Source organism: Mariniflexile soesokkakense (genome assembly GCF_039650365.1).
GTDB lineage: Bacteria > Bacteroidota > Bacteroidia > Flavobacteriales > Flavobacteriaceae > Mariniflexile > Mariniflexile soesokkakense.
Map to the genome: position 1 here is coordinate 270,497 of NZ_JAZHYP010000005.1, position 17,204 is coordinate 287,700.

The 17,204-nt window shown below is 32.5% G+C and carries 10 protein-coding genes; 1 reads left to right on the forward strand and 9 read right to left on the reverse strand.

The window, feature by feature from the left end:
• Nucleotides 1-140 precede the first annotated feature (140 nt).
• The 5 genes from VP395_RS12065 to VP395_RS12085 are packed head-to-tail and all read right to left on the reverse strand — an operon-like array spanning nt 141 to nt 6,201.
• Complete coding sequence (locus VP395_RS12065) at nt 141-1,355, reverse strand: M24 family metallopeptidase (protein WP_346242265.1); 1,215 nt, start codon at nt 1,353-1,355, stop codon at nt 141-143.
• A 13-nt stretch (nt 1,356-1,368) separates the two neighbouring features.
• The gene (locus tag VP395_RS12070; RefSeq protein WP_346242266.1) at nt 1,369-2,673 is read right to left on the reverse strand and encodes an NAD(P)/FAD-dependent oxidoreductase; all 1,305 of its coding nucleotides are present in this window, start codon (nt 2,671-2,673) and stop codon (nt 1,369-1,371) included.
• Between the two features lie 40 nt (nt 2,674-2,713).
• Nucleotides 2,714-3,721 (reverse strand): 4-hydroxyproline epimerase, encoded by a 1,008-nt coding sequence (locus VP395_RS12075; protein WP_346242267.1) that lies wholly within the window; start codon nt 3,719-3,721, stop codon nt 2,714-2,716.
• A 32-nt stretch (nt 3,722-3,753) separates the two neighbouring features.
• Entirely contained in the window at nt 3,754-5,283 is a 1,530-nt protein-coding gene (locus VP395_RS12080; RefSeq protein ID WP_346242268.1) for an aldehyde dehydrogenase (NADP(+)), read from the reverse strand.
• A gap of 6 nt (nt 5,284-5,289) precedes the next feature.
• Nucleotides 5,290-6,201, reverse strand: a complete 912-nt coding sequence (locus VP395_RS12085) for a dihydrodipicolinate synthase family protein (RefSeq protein WP_346242269.1) — start codon at nt 6,199-6,201, stop codon at nt 5,290-5,292.
• Nucleotides 6,202-6,338: 137 nt separating this feature from the next.
• Between VP395_RS12085 and VP395_RS12090 the strand changes: the two genes are divergently transcribed.
• Nucleotides 6,339-7,184 carry an AraC family transcriptional regulator gene (locus VP395_RS12090; RefSeq protein ID WP_346242270.1) on the forward strand — a complete coding sequence of 282 codons (846 nt, stop codon included), beginning with the start codon at nt 6,339-6,341 and terminating at the stop codon, nt 7,182-7,184.
• A 4-nt stretch (nt 7,185-7,188) separates the two neighbouring features.
• On the opposite strand, the gene VP395_RS12095 is transcribed toward VP395_RS12090, so the two are convergent.
• The 4 genes from VP395_RS12095 to VP395_RS12110 form a co-directional block, all read right to left on the reverse strand.
• Entirely contained in the window at nt 7,189-8,748 is a 1,560-nt protein-coding gene (locus tag VP395_RS12095) for a M61 family metallopeptidase (protein ID WP_346242271.1), read from the reverse strand.
• A 78-nt stretch (nt 8,749-8,826) separates the two neighbouring features.
• Complete coding sequence (locus VP395_RS12100) at nt 8,827-11,226, reverse strand: glycoside hydrolase family 127 protein (protein WP_346242272.1); 2,400 nt, start codon at nt 11,224-11,226, stop codon at nt 8,827-8,829.
• 20 nt (nt 11,227-11,246) lie between these two features.
• Nucleotides 11,247-12,662: a DUF6055 domain-containing protein gene (locus tag VP395_RS12105; protein ID WP_346242273.1), complete on the reverse strand. Its 1,416-nt coding sequence runs from the start codon at nt 12,660-12,662 to the stop codon at nt 11,247-11,249.
• Between the two features lie 411 nt (nt 12,663-13,073).
• Nucleotides 13,074-17,135, reverse strand: a complete 4,062-nt coding sequence (locus VP395_RS12110; RefSeq protein ID WP_346242274.1) for an FG-GAP-like repeat-containing protein — start codon at nt 17,133-17,135, stop codon at nt 13,074-13,076.
• Nucleotides 17,136-17,204: the final 69 nt, after the last annotated feature.

Below are 17,204 nucleotides of genomic sequence, written 5' to 3' on the forward strand. Positions count from 1 at the left end.
CACAGTGTTAACAAGGAATAATACGCATTTTATCACAAAAAAATACAATTATAAATGCTTAAACAAGCTTTATAATTTACTGATGAGCATTTAATAAATTAATAAAATGACTAATAATAAATAAGAATGTAACTTCTATATTATATATTGAAAGGATTTTCAATGGAATGGGCAGGTTCTGTAAACCATTTTGGTCCTTTATTGGTCATGTAAATATGGTCTTCCAATCGGATACCAAACTTGTTAGGAACACAAATCATAGGCTCTACACTATAGCACATCCCAGGCTGTAATATAGTTTCATTTCCTCTTAATATATAAGGGTACTCATGAATATCCAAACCAATTCCATGACCAGTTCTATGTGGTAATCCAGGTAAATTATAATCAGGACCTAATCCATGAAATTCAATGGTTTTTCGTGCTGCAATATCAACTTCCCCACATGTACTGCCTAGTTTTGAAGCATTAAAGGCAGCTATTTGAGCTTCTTTTTCAATATTCCAAATATTACGTTGGTAATCAGAGGCGTCTCCAAAAACATAGGTTCTTGTTATATCTGAAATATAATTATGAACGGAACACCCGGTGTCAACCAATACAATATCATTCATTTCTAATGGCTTTGGTGTTTTTACGCCGTGTGGAAATGAGCTGTCTTTGCCAAATAAAACAATACAGAAATAGGAACCAGATACCACACCGAAACGCTTGTGTGCTTCGTTAATAAAACCTTCTACTTCTTTTACGCTAATACCAACTTTTAAAATTCTAGCAGTTGCTTTATGCACTTCTAAGGTAATATTCATTAAAGCTTTCATATTAGCAATTTCAGCCTCAGATTTAATCATTCTACATGCTGAAATGATAGATTTTGCATTATTTAAAGATAAAGAACTTGATGCGTTAACAATACCTTCATAAATAAAGAACGGGGTACTTTCATCAATTAAAATCTCGCCTTTAGCAATATTATTGGATTTTAGGACAGTGTTAATTAATTTAAACGGACTTTCGTGTTCTTCCCAACAATGAATATCACCTGCTATCATCATAAAATCTTTAATAGTGCCTTCTTCAAATTTAGGGGCAATATAATGAATAGAACCGTTAGGCAAGAGGATAGCTCCCACCATGCGTTCGCTAGAATGCCAATGGGTTCCTGTAAAATATAGTAAATTCGTACCAGCGTTTAAATATATAGCCTTTACATGCTGACTTTTCATAAGTTCGCATGCTTTTTTAATTCTATTTTTGTATTCTACCTCTTGGATAGGTTCTATTAAATGTGCTGCAGGTTTAATAGCATTTAATTCTGCTTCAATAGTTGAACTACCTATCCCGAATTTACTCATTTTTTTATTGTTTTTATTTAAAACGTTCAGGCGAAAGTGGAACTAAATTTACGGAAGCTTTTTTGTTTTCAACTAGCTCTGTAACAAGTTTGCCTGTAATGGGTCCTAAACTCCATCCCATCATAGCATGTCCAGCAGCAATAGTTAAGTTACTGTATTTACTTGTTTTACCTATAAAAGGAACACCATCTGGGGATACCGGTCTTAACCCAGAGGTAGCACTAGCACGTTCTTTTTCGCTAATTTCAAAGTCTCTATAGTATTTTGATGCTGCATTAGCTAAAGCCTCAACACGTTCTTTTCTTATCAATGTATTGTTTCCAGAAAACTCCATTGTACCTGCAAATCGTGTAAACCCATCCATGGGTGTTATAGCTGCTTTAGCTTCTAATAAAATAGTAGGTATAGTGATCCCTGTTGGTCTATATACATCCATACTGTAACCTTTCCCTCCTTGAATTGGTACATTTAGCTTTAATTTTGATGCTAATTTAGAAGTCCAACTTCCGCTAGCTAAAACAAATTCATCGGCTTCAAAATTAATATGGTTTGTTTTTACTGATATTATTTTATTATTTTTCACAGTGAAATCTTCAACCTCTTGGTAGGTTCGGAACCTCACTTGATTATTTTCTAACCATGTTTTTAGGGTTGCCATAAAATGATTAGGCGTCATATGAGAATCACACTTGTAGTGGACAGCACCAATAACTTTGTCTGATAATACAGGTTGTATTTTGTGTAATTCTTCTTTATTCAAAAGCGTAACATCTAAACCTTCTTTTAAAGCGCGATGGGCAACTTTGTTTTCTTCTTCTTCGCTTTTTGCATTACTATAAGCCATTAAAACGCCTTTTTTCTCATAATGAAAATTAAAGTCGAGTGTCGCAAGCATCTCTTCAAATAAGATCTGGCTTTTTAAGTTTAATTCTTTAAGAACAGGAATTGATTTTTCGACATTTGATTTGGTTGCTGATTGTTTAAAGAGCCATGCCCATTTAAAAAAATCAAGATCCAATCTAGGTTTAATATAAAAAGGACTTGCACTATTAAACATCCATTTAATGCCTTGCGTAATTATACCAGGTGCTGCTAATGGAATAAAATGACTTGGAGTTAAATAGCCTGCATTAATAAAAGATGTACCAGTAGTCATATCACTTTGGTCTAAAATAGTTACCGTATGACCTTCTTTTACTAAGTAATAAGCACTGCACATGCCAGAAATACCGCCTCCAATTATAACGACTTTTTTCATTGATTTTTTATATTCTAAATAAAATGCGCCAGCAAAATCGATTTTAAATTTGATTTTCACTAAACGCATTTTTTGTCTTTTTGTTATTTAATTTTAATTATCAAATCACTTGAAATCCATGGGCGTAGGGATCATTATCATCAATAATAATATTATTGTAACCCGTTACCTGTGCCCAACCTTGAATACTAGGTATGATGGCTTTTTTGCCTGCCAAAGTTGTTTCTTGTTCTACTTTGCCTATAAATTTGCTACCAATAAAGCTTTCATGAATAAAGGGCTCTCCTAAGCTTAATTTTCCTTTAGCATGTAGTTGAGCTATACGAGCTGAAGTGCCAGTCCCGCAAGGCGAACGATCTATAGCTTTATCACCATAAAAAACAGCATTTCTGCCTGATGAACTAGGGTCAATGGGATTTCCTGTCCATAGCATATGGCTAACATCTCTAATAGTATCATTCTCTGGATGAATAAACATATTTGGATACTTGTCATTTATTAAATCTCTTAATGTTTTCGAATATTGGATAATTTTACTAGCTGTAAAATCATGGACTCCACTAAAGTTTTTTTGTGGATCTACAATTGCATAGTAATTTCCACCATAAGCTACATCAAAAGTTAATTCTCCAAGTTCTGGACAATCAATAGTTAAGTTTTCTGCAGCCAAATAAGACTTTACATTAACCAATTTGACCCAATCTACTTTTTTGCCTGTTTGCTGGTATTCAATTTCTACTAATCCAGCAGGTGCTTCCATTTTAATTTTACCTGGTACTTTAGGTAAAATTAAGCCTTCTTCTATAGCTATAGTTATGGTACCAATAGTTCCATGTCCACACATAGGTAAACAACCAGAAGTTTCTATAAATAGTATAGAAAAATCATTTTCCATACTATGCGGTGGATATAAAATACTACCACTCATCATGTCATGACCACGTGGCTCAAACATAAGCCCCTTACGAATCCAATCAAATTCTTTTAGGAAATGCTGCCGTTTTTCACTCATAGTATCGCCCACCAAATTCGGTCCACCACCCGCAACAACACGTACTGGATTTCCGCATGTATGTGCATCTACACAAAAAAATGTTTTTCTTGCCATGTATTATTTATGAATGCTTTTAAGATTTAAAATTAATTATTTTTCAATGATTCTGGAAGTAACTCTGTAGGGAACGATTGATAACTAACCGGTCTTACCCACCTGTAAATAGCATCTACACCAACAGATGTAAATTTAGAATCTGATGAAGCAGGATATGGACCACCATGATGCATCGATGGACATACTTCAACACCAGTAGGTACACCATTAAAAATAATACGACCCACACGATTTGATAGTGCATCAACAATGTCTATCAGGTTTTCAACATCTTCTTTTTCAGCAATAATAGTTCCTGTTAGTTGACCTTCCAAAGCCTCTATAACTTCAATTAACTGTGCTTCATCTTTACTTTTTACAACTAAAGAAAACGGGCCAAAAACTTCTTGATGAATTTTAGCATTAGCTAAAAAATCTACTCCAGAAACCGTCACAATTTGTGAAGCAGCAAAATTATTTTTTATCTCACCTTCCATTTTGGCAACCGTTTTAACACCTTTTTGAGACGACACAATTTCTCCATTTTTTTCGAATCCAGCTTTAATATTAGGATGAAGCATACATTGCGGTTCTATAGCAACCGTTTTTTTAGCCAAATCTTGGATAAAATCATCTGTTTTATCACCTTCGATTGTTATTAACAAACCTGGATTTGTACAAAATTGCCCAGTTCCTACTGTTATAGAACTAGCATAGTTAGTTGCAATAGCTTCACCACGAACATCAATAGCTCTTGGAGTAATAACTACTGGGTTTATACTACCCATTTCTGCATAAACAGGAATAGGCTCTTCACGCATAGAAGCTAAATTAAAAATAGCTCTACCAGCACCAATACTACCTGTAAAACCAACTGCTTTTACTTTTGGGTGATTTACTAAAGCAGAACCAACTACAGGGCCACGACCAGATAATTGTGAAAACACACCATTAGGCATACTTGTTTTTTCTGCAGCTTTAATTATTGCAGACGCTACTAATTCTGAAGTACCTGAATGCATTTCATGTGCTTTTAAAATAACAGGACATCCTGCTGCTAAAGCACTGGCAGTATCCCCACCAGCCGTAGAGAATGCAAGGGGGAAATTACTAGCACCAAACACTACAACTGGTCCTAAAGGAATAACTGTTTTTCTTAAATCGTCTTTAGGTAGTGGTTGTCTTTCGGGTATAGCTTCATCAAACGAATTATTTTTCCAATTTTCTTTTGAAACTAAATCTGCAAATGACTTTAATTGCATAATAGTTCTACCACGTTCTCCAATGGCTCTTCCTTCAGGAAGTCCAGATTCTGTTGTATATGCATCTATCAATTCTTGATCTAAGGCTAAAATTTCATCGGCAATAGCATTTAAAAAAGCTGCTTTTCCTTTTCCACTTACTTTTCTATATACTTTGAAAGCTTGAGAGGCTAACTGTGCAGCTTCTTCAATTTCTTCAGAAGTTGCTTCAATAAATTTCGTAGGGTTTTCAATATTTAGTTTAGGATTAATTGTCTTATGACTAATAGTTCCTAAAGCACTCAGTTTATTTCCAATATAATTTTTGCCTGTAATCATTATTATTTATAAGTTTTTGTAATCAGGTAATGTTGGTCTGCTTTTCATAGCGGTGTTAATTACATTTAAAACACGTTCTCTTTCTTCGCCTTGTAAAGGTAATCTTGGAGCTCTTACATTTTCTGTACCAATACCTGTAGCAACTTCTGCTAATTTAATGTTTTGTACTAATTGAGGGCTAATATCTAATTCTAATAATGGCATAAACCATTTGTAAATGTTCATGGCAGCTTTTATTTTTCCAGCTTTTACAAGTTCGTAAATTGCTACCGTTTCTGCTGGATATGCACAAACCAATCCTGCTACCCATCCATCCGCACCAATTACTAAACTTTCTAAACCAAGTGTATCAACACCAGTAAATACTTTGTAACGGTCTCCAAAACGATTTTTTAAACGAATAATATTCGTAATTTCTCTTGTAGACTCTTTTATAGCTTCAATATTATTATATTGAGATAATGCTTCAAACATATCTAATGTCACTTCTATTTTATAATCAATGGGATTGTTATAAATCATAATAGGCAAAGAAGTACTTTTAGCTATTTCTCCAAAATAGGTAACCGTTTCAAAATCGGTAGCTTTGTAACGCATTGGTGGCAAAAGCATTAAGCCATCTGCACCAACAGCCTCTGCATGTTTTGCAACTGCAATTGCATCTTTAGTGCTTTGTTCTGCAATGTTAATAATAACAGGTATTTTTCCATTAGTTATTGAAAGCGTTGCTTTTATTAAAACTTCTTTTTCATCATTTGTTAAAGTACTGGCCTCACCTAAAGTACCACCTAGAATTATTCCATGAACACCAGCTTCCATTTGAGCTTTGATGTTTTTTTCAAACATTACAAGATCTAATGTATCATCACTTGTAAACTTTGTTGTAACTGCTGGCATTACGCCTTCCCATTTTATCATTGTATAAAAATTTAGATATACAAATTTAAACCTACGCTTGAAAATACACATTACAATTATTAGCCTATTGTAATACTATATTATCCTACAAATAGGTTTGTCTTTATTTTTTTAGTAATATTAGCAAAATTATAGCAATGAAAGTACTTCCATTCAAAATTCCAAAGCCTGAAAATGAGGCATTGGTTTATCAAGAAGAGCATGTTAATGTTCTATATGATCAGTTTCATCAACATAGTGAAATACAAATTTCCTATATTCAAGAAGGTGCAGGAACATTGTTGGTAGGTGATACAATTAGTGATTTTAGACCTAATGATATTTTGGTTTTAGGAGGTTATGTACCTCATGTTTTTAGAACTGACACCAATTTTTCTGACACAACGGTTGTTTACACCTTATTTTTTGATAGAAATTCTTTTGGAAAAGGCTTTTTTGATCTCACAGACCTTGATGGCTTAAATGTTTTTTTTAATCAATCCGAATACGGCATAAGAGTTTTATCCCGAAAAAAGAAACTTATTAAGCAGTTTCTTAAGTTAAAAGAACAAAACAAAGTACAACGTATTGCAACACTTTTAAAAATTATAGATCACGTATGCAAAGCTGAAACAGCTGCACTTTCATCATTCGTTTACAAAAAGAAATATACCGATGATGAGGGTAAGCGGATGAATGAAGTTTTTAATTATGCTATGGAAAATTACCCAGAACCAATAACATTAGAAGAAATATCGGAAATAGCAAACATGAGTAAAAATGCTTTTTGCCGTTATTTCAAAAAACGCACGAATAAGACCTTCTTTCAGTTTTTAATTGAAATAAGAATTGAAAATGCCTGTAAGCTAATCCATAATTACCCTGATTACTCTATCTCCTCCATTTCAGAGCAATGTGGTTTTCAGAATACAGCAAATTTTAATAGAAAATTTAAAGAAATAAAGGGCGTAACGCCTTCGCATTACAGACTTGAAAGATTTTAAATGATTATGATTTATTTACTAGAAAAATATCATTCCTAATTTTCATTTGAATTTTGCTTGCTTGTTTTTTTTCAGAAATATTAAAAACACGCTTAATCAAAACATTATTTTGTTCACCTTTAATTGGGCTTAAATCTATTTCTAAACCAGCGTAATTTAAAAATTTTTGGTAATCAATTTCATTTGTAGTGTAAACATATTCTTTTATGCCTTCCATGGTGTTTTCGGCAATAGTTTCACAAACTTTCCAAAATTCTTCTTCTTTAAAACCTCTGTTTTGTTTTAAATAATATTCATTGTAAAGAAAACGCATCACATCATCCAATGATTTTTCGTTTTTTGTACTATTTCTAATTTTTAAATCTAAAAGAAAACCAATAATAGGTCCTTTATTATAATATGAAATGGTTGTTTCAGAAGCATTGGAATTATGGTTGAAAAAATTTAACCAAATATCAAAACTAGACCTTGCTAAAGACATGTGATTTTTACCTTCTATGTTTTCATATCTTTTTATAGAACTCGACAAATAATCAAACGCAGCAAACTTTTCTAGCAAACCAGCTCGCATCATAATTATATATTCATAATAAACGGTTAAACCTTCAGAAACCCAAAGCATGTTTGTATAGTTTTCTTTACTATAATCAAAAGGTCCTAATTCTATGGGTCGGATGGCTTTAACATTATACAAATGAAAATACTCGTGTGTAATGAAATTTAAAAAATCGATATAATCACTTTTGTCTTCAAAGTTGAAAGAACCGCCTGTAAATACAGCTTGCGAGTTCCAATGTTCCAAACCACCACCTCCAGCTTCCATCATAATAAAACTATAATTAGTGTATGGTACATGTTGCATTAAACTCGTGGTAGCACTAATAATTCTTTTTAAATCGTTAGTTAACTGTTCTTCAATTAAACCGTCAGGCTTTGCAATTGAAACACTAAATTGCTTTCCTTCATGATTAAACGCAAACGTATATGGACTACCAATATAAATAGGGCTATCATAAAGCATATCAAAATTATTAGCATAAAAAATACCTGAATCTTTCTCTGTTAAACCCGTTGAAATTGTTTTCCATGATTTGTAAGGAGTGATTTTTAGAGTAACTGGTTCTTGTAGATTATGCTTAACATGCATGAATACATTATTTGGCATGATAAACGCTTTTTCTCCATCTACATTAGATTCTGCAACAGATTTTTGATTAGCAAAATACCTATATGTAATCGTGAAATTTTTATCGTATTGGTTTTTTACTACCCAGTGGTTTTTCAATTTTTTATACCATGAAATAGCTTCATTATTGCTATTTTTCACATTAAAATCTACAATATTTTTTGGGGAGTCTAATATTTCATAATAACCCGGAGTCCAAACAGGAAGTATAAAATCTGTTTCTCCCACTTTTGAATTTTCTATATTCAATTCAACCTCAATATAATGCTTTTCTGGTTCGGTAAAATATGCCGAATAGTTAAACTTTATTTGAGAAAAACACGTTGTATAAAACGAGGTTACTACTAAAACAAATACAAGTATTATATTCTTTTTCATTAGATGCATCTCTGCAATTTCAATTTACTAAAATGTTTAAAAAAATAGAGAGGAAAACCTTTTCCTCCCTGTTATTTTTTATTCTACTTCCCATTCAAAAATACCTGCCGCATTCTTTTCAGCTAACTTCACTTCTATTTTTATGGCTTTTGTTTTAACTGGTTTGAAAACTACTTCAGTAGCTAAACCTTTCTCAATACCATAAGCTGTTGTATTTTCAACAGGTTGCCATTTATCATTAGCATCTTTATAATAGATTTTCCAATAATCTGGCACTTTACAACCTCCCCAAGGTTTATCATCATACCAATATACTGTTGAACGACTTACGGTTCTTTCTGAATCGAAATTGTATGAAACCCATTCTGTTGTACCTTCTTTTGGCCACCAATGGTAATAAGGTAATGTACGATCTTCAGCATCTTTAGGTATAAGTCCGTCGTTAATTGCTACAATAGGCTTTACATTATGTGATGCCTCAATTTTACTTTCTGAAGCAATAGTTGGTGCCATCTCTGGTTTTGTTGCATTTAATTCTATTGGTAACCAAACAGCCATATCGCCACTTCCACGGTGAGACCACGAATAATATGGGATCATATTTAATTTAACATCTTTAGTAACAAGTTTTCCACTATCGCTATAACTTAAGGTTTGCGCATCTGTTTGAATCATGTTAATGCCATAAAGTAGATCATTCTTTTTTTCAACCTTAAATTCTGGTTTTTTATTTAGTATAACACTAAAAATATTAAAATCGTTATCTGGCCATTCAGCACAATAAACAACTGGCCCACGTTCAATAGCTACTTTACCTCTATCTGCTTCAACGGCAGGATGCGCTTTTACAGTACGCGGTTCCATTTCGAAATCAATCTCTACTTTATCACCATTTACCCAGCTTCTGTTAATATTAAAATAACCTTTGTTAATCTCACTTTTCACTACTTTTCCGTTTACTTTAACCGAAAAATTTAATATTTTTTTATCGGTATAAGCGTAAAGATTTGATGGCACTACATCGTTTTGCAACCAACCAGGAACACGTACTTTAAGCGTAAAATTCTGCTTCCCTTTAGGCGATACTTCAATATCTACTTTACCAGTCCATGGATAATTGGTAGTTTGAGTTAATTTTAATGATTTTCCTTTTACTTTTAAATCTGACTGATTTGCCATGAAAAGGTTTACATAAACATCGGTATCATCAACAGCATAAATATATCCTGGAACAGAAGGGATAAAACGACTTACATTTGAAGGACAACAAGCACAACCAAACCATGCTTGTCTTTGATGTTGACCAATAGATTCTAACGGGTTTGGATAGAAAAAACTACCCCCATCTAAAGATACTCCAGAAATAAGTCCGTTGTATAACGTTCGTTCTAAAACATCGTAATATTTTGCATCACCATGTAATAAAAACAAGCGATAATTTAAATAAACATTGCCTATGGCTGCACATGTTTCACAGTATGCAGACATATTTGGCAATTCGTAATTTTTTCCAAATGACTCACCATGTCCTGTAGCACCAATTCCGCCAGTTATGTATAATTTTTTAGAAACAATGTTATCCCAAATCTTATCAATGGCATGAATATAATCCTCATCACCTGTAAGTGCTGCAACATCTGCCATTCCAGAATACATATAAGATGCTCGAACTGCATGACCAACAGCCTCATCTTGCTCTAAAACAGGTTTGTGAGATTGACTATATTCACTCTTTATGTGTGTATGTCCACGTTCATCTAATAATAATTTAGCAAAATCGAGATATTTTTTTTCGCCAGTTACAACGGATAGTTTAGCTAACGCCATTTCTGTAATTTGATGCCCAGGTACCACCATAATTTGCCCTGGTTTATTACCAACTTCCCTAACGGCACAATCAGCAAATTCAATAGCGATATTAAGTAAATCTCTTTTCCCAGTTGACTGGTAATGAGCTACTGCACCTTCTACTAAATGACCTAAATTGTACAACTCATGACTTAAATCTTCTTCTTTTTCCCAGCGTTTTTTTCCTGCCCATTCATGGGTGTTTTCAGGATTCATGGTACGAAACGTATAAAGATATCCATCTGCTTCTTGAGCTTTTCCAACTATAGTTATAAGGCTATCAATATACTTTTCCAACTTTTTATTGGGATGCGTTTGCATGGAATAACTAGCACCTTCAATGGTTTTGTAAACATCGGTATCATCAAAAGTAAAGCCTTCCACTTTATTTTTTACACTAGGACTTGCTGCCATTACAAAATTATCATAACGACCCGTTTCTTCACATTTTCCAAAAGCCAAAGGAATTGTTGTTGTTCTGCTTGCCTCAATGCGTTGCCCCCAAAAAGCATCATTTACTTGTACAGATGTAAATGGCACTGGTGTAATTGGGTAACCTGTGTTTGATTTTTTTTGTGATAGACCTGCAAATGAACTTAGCACAAATAAACCGATTATTATTTTTTTCATAGGTATAATATTATTTTGTTTTATTCTATGGCTGTATTAACAAATTTAACTTTATAAGGAAAATTTTGATCATTAGTAGGAACCTCATCCCAAATATGATTTACATGTTCTATTGGCGCTCCCGTTACAATTAACCACAATGCTTTTGCGTTTTCAGGGATTACAATAGAAGCGGTACCGCTTTTAGTTTTTTCCATAATACCGTAAACTGGAGTTCCATCTGTCTTTACAGCTACAAAACCATAACGCCATCCTTCTACAGTAGCATACCCACCGTCTAAACCCGTAAAATCTACAGAAACTGTTGTTCCTGCAACAGGAACGCTTAATTCTATAGCGTTGTAACCATAGGATTGTGGGCTTTGATTAGTTGAAACTTGATAATATCCATTATCAATGGGTGTTAGAGTGATAGAATGTTTATAATTTTTTTGTTCAGTAGCTGGTAAGTTATTTATATAATCTTTATTGTAAATACCTAAAGGATAATCCCAAGTAATGTTTTTAGAAGCATACTCAAAAACTTCATCATTAAATTTATCCTGAGATATTTCAGTAATTCTTTTATAAGCTTGAATAGGATGTTCTGGCTTTATTGCACCTCGCCATAAATTCCCTAAAAAATCTATACCATGCTTTTCTTTCCAATATTCTTGTAGGTACATAGATTGGTATCGAATATCTTCATGCGAAAAGTTTTTATGAATATTATCCAATAAATAAGGGATTTCTCTTGTATAATCGTCATTGTTTTGTTGCCAAGACATATATTGTGCGCATTGTTCCCAAAACGACCCAACATAAGGTTGATCTCTAAATCCATAATTTCCATCGCAGGCAACTTGATATTGAAATGAATGCCCAAACTCATGGGCAATAACAGCACCACCATGAGTTGTTGCAGGGTTAACCCATAAGGCCCCAATAACGTTATCATATCCTGCACCTGTTGCCAACCATTCATCTTGATACAGCAATTGTATTATCATTCTATAATCATCAGTTTTAGAATTCCCTTTAACTACAAATTTCATAATATCACGATAATATGTATAAAATTCTTCAGCCATTTTCAACAATGCATTGATATCAACACGAAGGCTTTCTCTTGTAGTTTTACTAGGATATTGTCCAAATCCTTTTTCCCAAAAAACGATAACATTATCAGATGAAGCACTTCTTTGATAACTCCATTTACTATCGTTAGAATCAAAATTATTGTCCCTAAGCTCAATTGGTGTATAAATAGCTTTACCCTCGGTTGGTTTTTTTGCAAAAACGTATTCAAAATTATCTGGTGGAGTTATACCAGTGTCAATTGGGTTTTCAGGTATTTCCTCCACAGGCTCCTCTTTAGATGGTCCACTTGAAGAACATGAAAGCAATAAAAATAAGCATAGTGCAAAAGCAGATTTTAATAATATTTTTTTTTTCATTGTAATATTTTTTTGATTATACTTTGATTCAAATTTTGAGATACTTTTTGGAATATTTTCTATACTAAGAATAAATGAATATAAATGTTATAAAATAAAGCCAAAGAAGTTGAAAAATATTCTTTGGCTTTCCAATTAAAAATTAAACTAACTCACATTTAACATCATAACTATCTAGTTACTAGCAATATATTTTCACTAGAATTTATTGTGCTTCATATAATATAAAGGTAACATCTTAAATTTTTAAGAACGAAATATTATTATCAGAAAACTGTATTATATTACCCATTTTTAAATTCTATATTAAAAAAACTACTAAAAAATATGATTAAATTAAACCAATTTATATTTGTAATACGCTAATTTAGGATAAGATTCAAACTATTTACGATGGTTTTAAAACATCAATTATTGAACAACAATCTTATAGGTTTTATTGTTTATTTTTAGAATAAAAATTCCTGTAGTTATTGATTTTGGAAATTTCAAAATTGTTGTTCTATTTGTTTCAGAGTAACTACTAGCAACCAATTGTATATATCTTCCGTTAAGATCGAAAAGCTTAACAACATCTGCTTGATTTGTATTGGTTATAATTAATTCTTCACTATTTGCTTTTAAAGGGTTTGGAAAAATAGCATGTTTTTGATTGTTATTAAAAGCATCTTTATCAAAAAAACTTGTAGCATAATCGTATGCTTTTTTTCCTATGCGTTCTCCAATTATTCTTCCTGGAATATCATCTGCTGGCGGGTGTATTCCTCCCCAAATTCTTGAAAGGCTACATTGGTCTGAAGCATCTCTGTAAGTTGCCCATTGCAGAGTTACATCAACTGAAGGACCTTTTTCAAAAACTAAAAACTTATCTTTTTTTGCAAAAAACTCACCCATACCTCCAGGAAAATATTCATCACCTGTTATCAATGTCAAAACCTCTGCGGCTGTTCTAGAAAACGTAGAATGCCCTGAAACATAACCTGCAAAAGGTGGTGTAACAAATGAAATACGTTGATATGGCCACCAGTTTTCAGCTAAAATCCAGCCTACACCAGCTTCATCTGTATTTGTATTTAAAATGAAATCATGTCCTTTCCAAGCGTATAACTTAATTTTTCCTATATTTTTATTGTTTTCTCCTGCCAAAGGATCTCCTATTTCAACTGTTTCAATAAAATTTTTCACCAACGGAATCCCTGCAATATTGTAATTGCTTTTAGAAGCATCTGAACTTTGTCCTTTTTCTGCCATAAATCTAATAGCTGAAATAGGACGTATGTAATCATACCAACCTTTAATACTCCAAGCTGATATGGCCGCATCATGCATGGCGCCTCCTAAAACAAAATACGATTTAACATCCCATTCCAAATTGTTCAAAACGTTTCCGGTACCATTAAATTTTTTCTTGAATAATTCATGGTCGCTAACATAATTTAATATAGAAAACCAATGCCCTGGAGGTGTTTCTGAATCTGGACCATCGGCCCAAAACTCGGCTAAAACTCTTGTATAATCACCTCTTGGCACTATTTGTTCTTTGTAAGGTGCATTTGTACGCGGATTAATGGTGTGACCTTTACTTATATCTCCTCCGTTTTCCAAATCATAAAAATATTTATGATTTTCTACAGACTTTGGAATTAAATTAAAATTGATGTTCCCCATAGACTTTGGTGAGATATCCCACATTACATTGTCATGAGGATTGAGGTGCGAACTCCAGATAGTATTCAATGAAAAACTCCATTTATAAGCATCGCTAGAAGGTGTTGATTTTGCTAAATCGAGTTGAGGTGGCATACCAGGATCGTCATACACAATATAATTTTGTCCTGCTCTAGTATATATTTTTTTTTCGGATTCCTCTAAATTGAATGGTTTTACATTACCCCATTCAGCACCTAAAAATGCTGGCGTTGCGCCTTCAATTAAATTACCACTTTGATCTATAAATGTATCAAAACTTAAAGGCTGCCATCTATTAGGGTACAATAAGGCTCCCTCATTTATATCTGGATTATTGAGTAATATTGGAGGATTAACCGGTTGATAGTAACTATTTTTATATTTATTTATTTCATTAGAACCATCTGTATAACCATAATCTATAATGGTTTTTGCTATATAATTCCCTAAAGCTATTGAGTTTCCAGATTTATAATCCAAAGAAGTATTGTTTATATCATATCCCAACTCTTGCATTAAATTATCAAAATACCCCATAGTTAATTCAAGTTTTGGCGAATTCTGAAATCTGTGTTTTAAAAGTCTGTATGCAGCGTAACTAATTGTTTTATCTCTTGCTAATTCTATGGTTTCTGTTGTTTGAAATCCTTCAAAATCACTCGTGAATTGATGAACAGTGTTTCCTAAAAGGTATGGTTTTGCATTTTCATCATATACTGCCCAAGCATCATACATAACTATACTTGTGTGAAATAAATTTCTAGCATGTACTGTAGGACGCGCAAAATCTTTCCTTATAGCATTTAGCAATACCTCATTCCATAATCTTGCAACAGATTTTTTATTTACTGGTGGTATTGGATCTGAGTCACTTCTTAACTTTACTTTTAAAACAATGCTTTTGCTACTACAACTATTATTTTTTTCAATAACACTTATAGTTCCTTCTGTACCAGTTTCCCATTGTACTTTTACGGTATTTGCTGTTTTCCCTTCTAAAATGCTTCCTCCTATAACATCCCATGTTACTGTGTTTCCTGATTGTGGCGGATATGAATAATCCTCGATACTAAACTTTAACGCATTACTATTTCCATAAATAGAAGATACTGTTTTGAGATACACACAATCCCCAGAACTAATAGTGGCGTTAGGATTATAATTACACGAATTAGGATCGGTACAACCATATAATTTTATGCTGGGTGCTATATTGGGAATTGTATATGAGTTGCCTTCTTTAAAATTTATAGTTTTATTTAATGGCAAGTCATTATATATTTCTATTAAGCCAGATGGCCATGTTATTCTTAACTCTTGTATTTGATTTGCGTTTGCTAAACCAAAATGAACAGATTTTAAGTTTTGTGATAAAAATCCTTTTCCGGAATAATACCTAGAGAGTTTTCCTTTATTTGTTTTTAATACCAATTTTGTTCCTATGGCATCTCTATTTGATATTGTACCTTCTAAGTTTACTTTTAGCCAATTTAAACCTTGTACCGTATTGGTAAAATCTCTGGTTTTATTTTCATAAAAAAATGAAGGTCTATCAGTATTTGTTACCAGAATATCTTCATCACCATCATTATCAAAATCAAAAACACCAGCTCCAACGCTTATTGTTAGTTCTCCCAAATTAGAATCGACTGATTTATCAATAAATTTTGGTATTCCATTTGCATGTCTATTTTGATAATAAATGTTTTTTTCCGTACTATGCCCTTTATATTCGAAACCATTAAGTACCAATAAATCTTCATCGCCATCTAAATCAAAATCTGAAAACACGGTATCCCAAGACCAGCCACCTAATTGTACACCTTGTTCAACAGCTAAATCTACAAAAGTGTTATCTCCTTTATTGGTTAGTAAAGGATTTAGTAGCACATCGGTAATATACATATCAAAAAAACCATCATTATTATAATCTCCAAACGCAATACCCATATCGTTTCTAGCATGGTCTAAACCATATTTGCTAGCTTCTTCAGTAAAACCTTTGCCTTTTTGATTTATAAATAAATCGTTAGTTCTGTTAATTACATCATTTGCAAGGTATAAGTCCATCCATCCATCATTATTAAAATCAAATGGAATACTCATTAAAGAATTTTTGTGTTCTGTATTTCCAAATAAGTCTATTTTGCTTGTAAATGTTCCATCACCATTGTTTTCATAAAAACTATTACTATCACAACCTTTCCAATCTGAAATGTATAAATCTAAAAATCCATCTTTATTATAGTCAAACCAAGTTGCTCCAGTATTAATACATCTACTGTCTATATTTAGCCCTGAAGTTTCTGTAACATCTATAAAAGTACCGTTGCCTTCATTATGAAAAAGATAAACTTGATACACATTGGTCATAAATAAATCGGGGTAACCATCATTATCATAATCACCCCAAAATGCTCCATGTTTTACACCTTCAAAAACTTTATCATAAGTAGTTCCATCTTTTTCTAATGGAAATAAATTTAGCAATAAACCTACTGCTTCAGTCACATCTGAAAATGTGCCGTCATTATTATTTTTTAATAATCTACTATGGGTTTTTTCAACACCATTTTGATCTTTTCCTAATGCAACTACAAACATATCAAGAAACCCATCTTTGTTATAATCTGCAATAGCTACACCGTTATTTTCTTCTAAAACACTTAAACCTGCTACCGTTTCGATTCTATTAAAAGTTTGTGCTTTTAAAAAATTACAAGTGATTAAAAAAAGTAATACCACAAAAAAGAAAGAAGGTTTTCTTTTTAAACTATGCTTCATTTTATAAATTCTAATTGACATAAAAAGATGCTACTATATGATTGATTGAATACTTCAAAAAAAAAATCC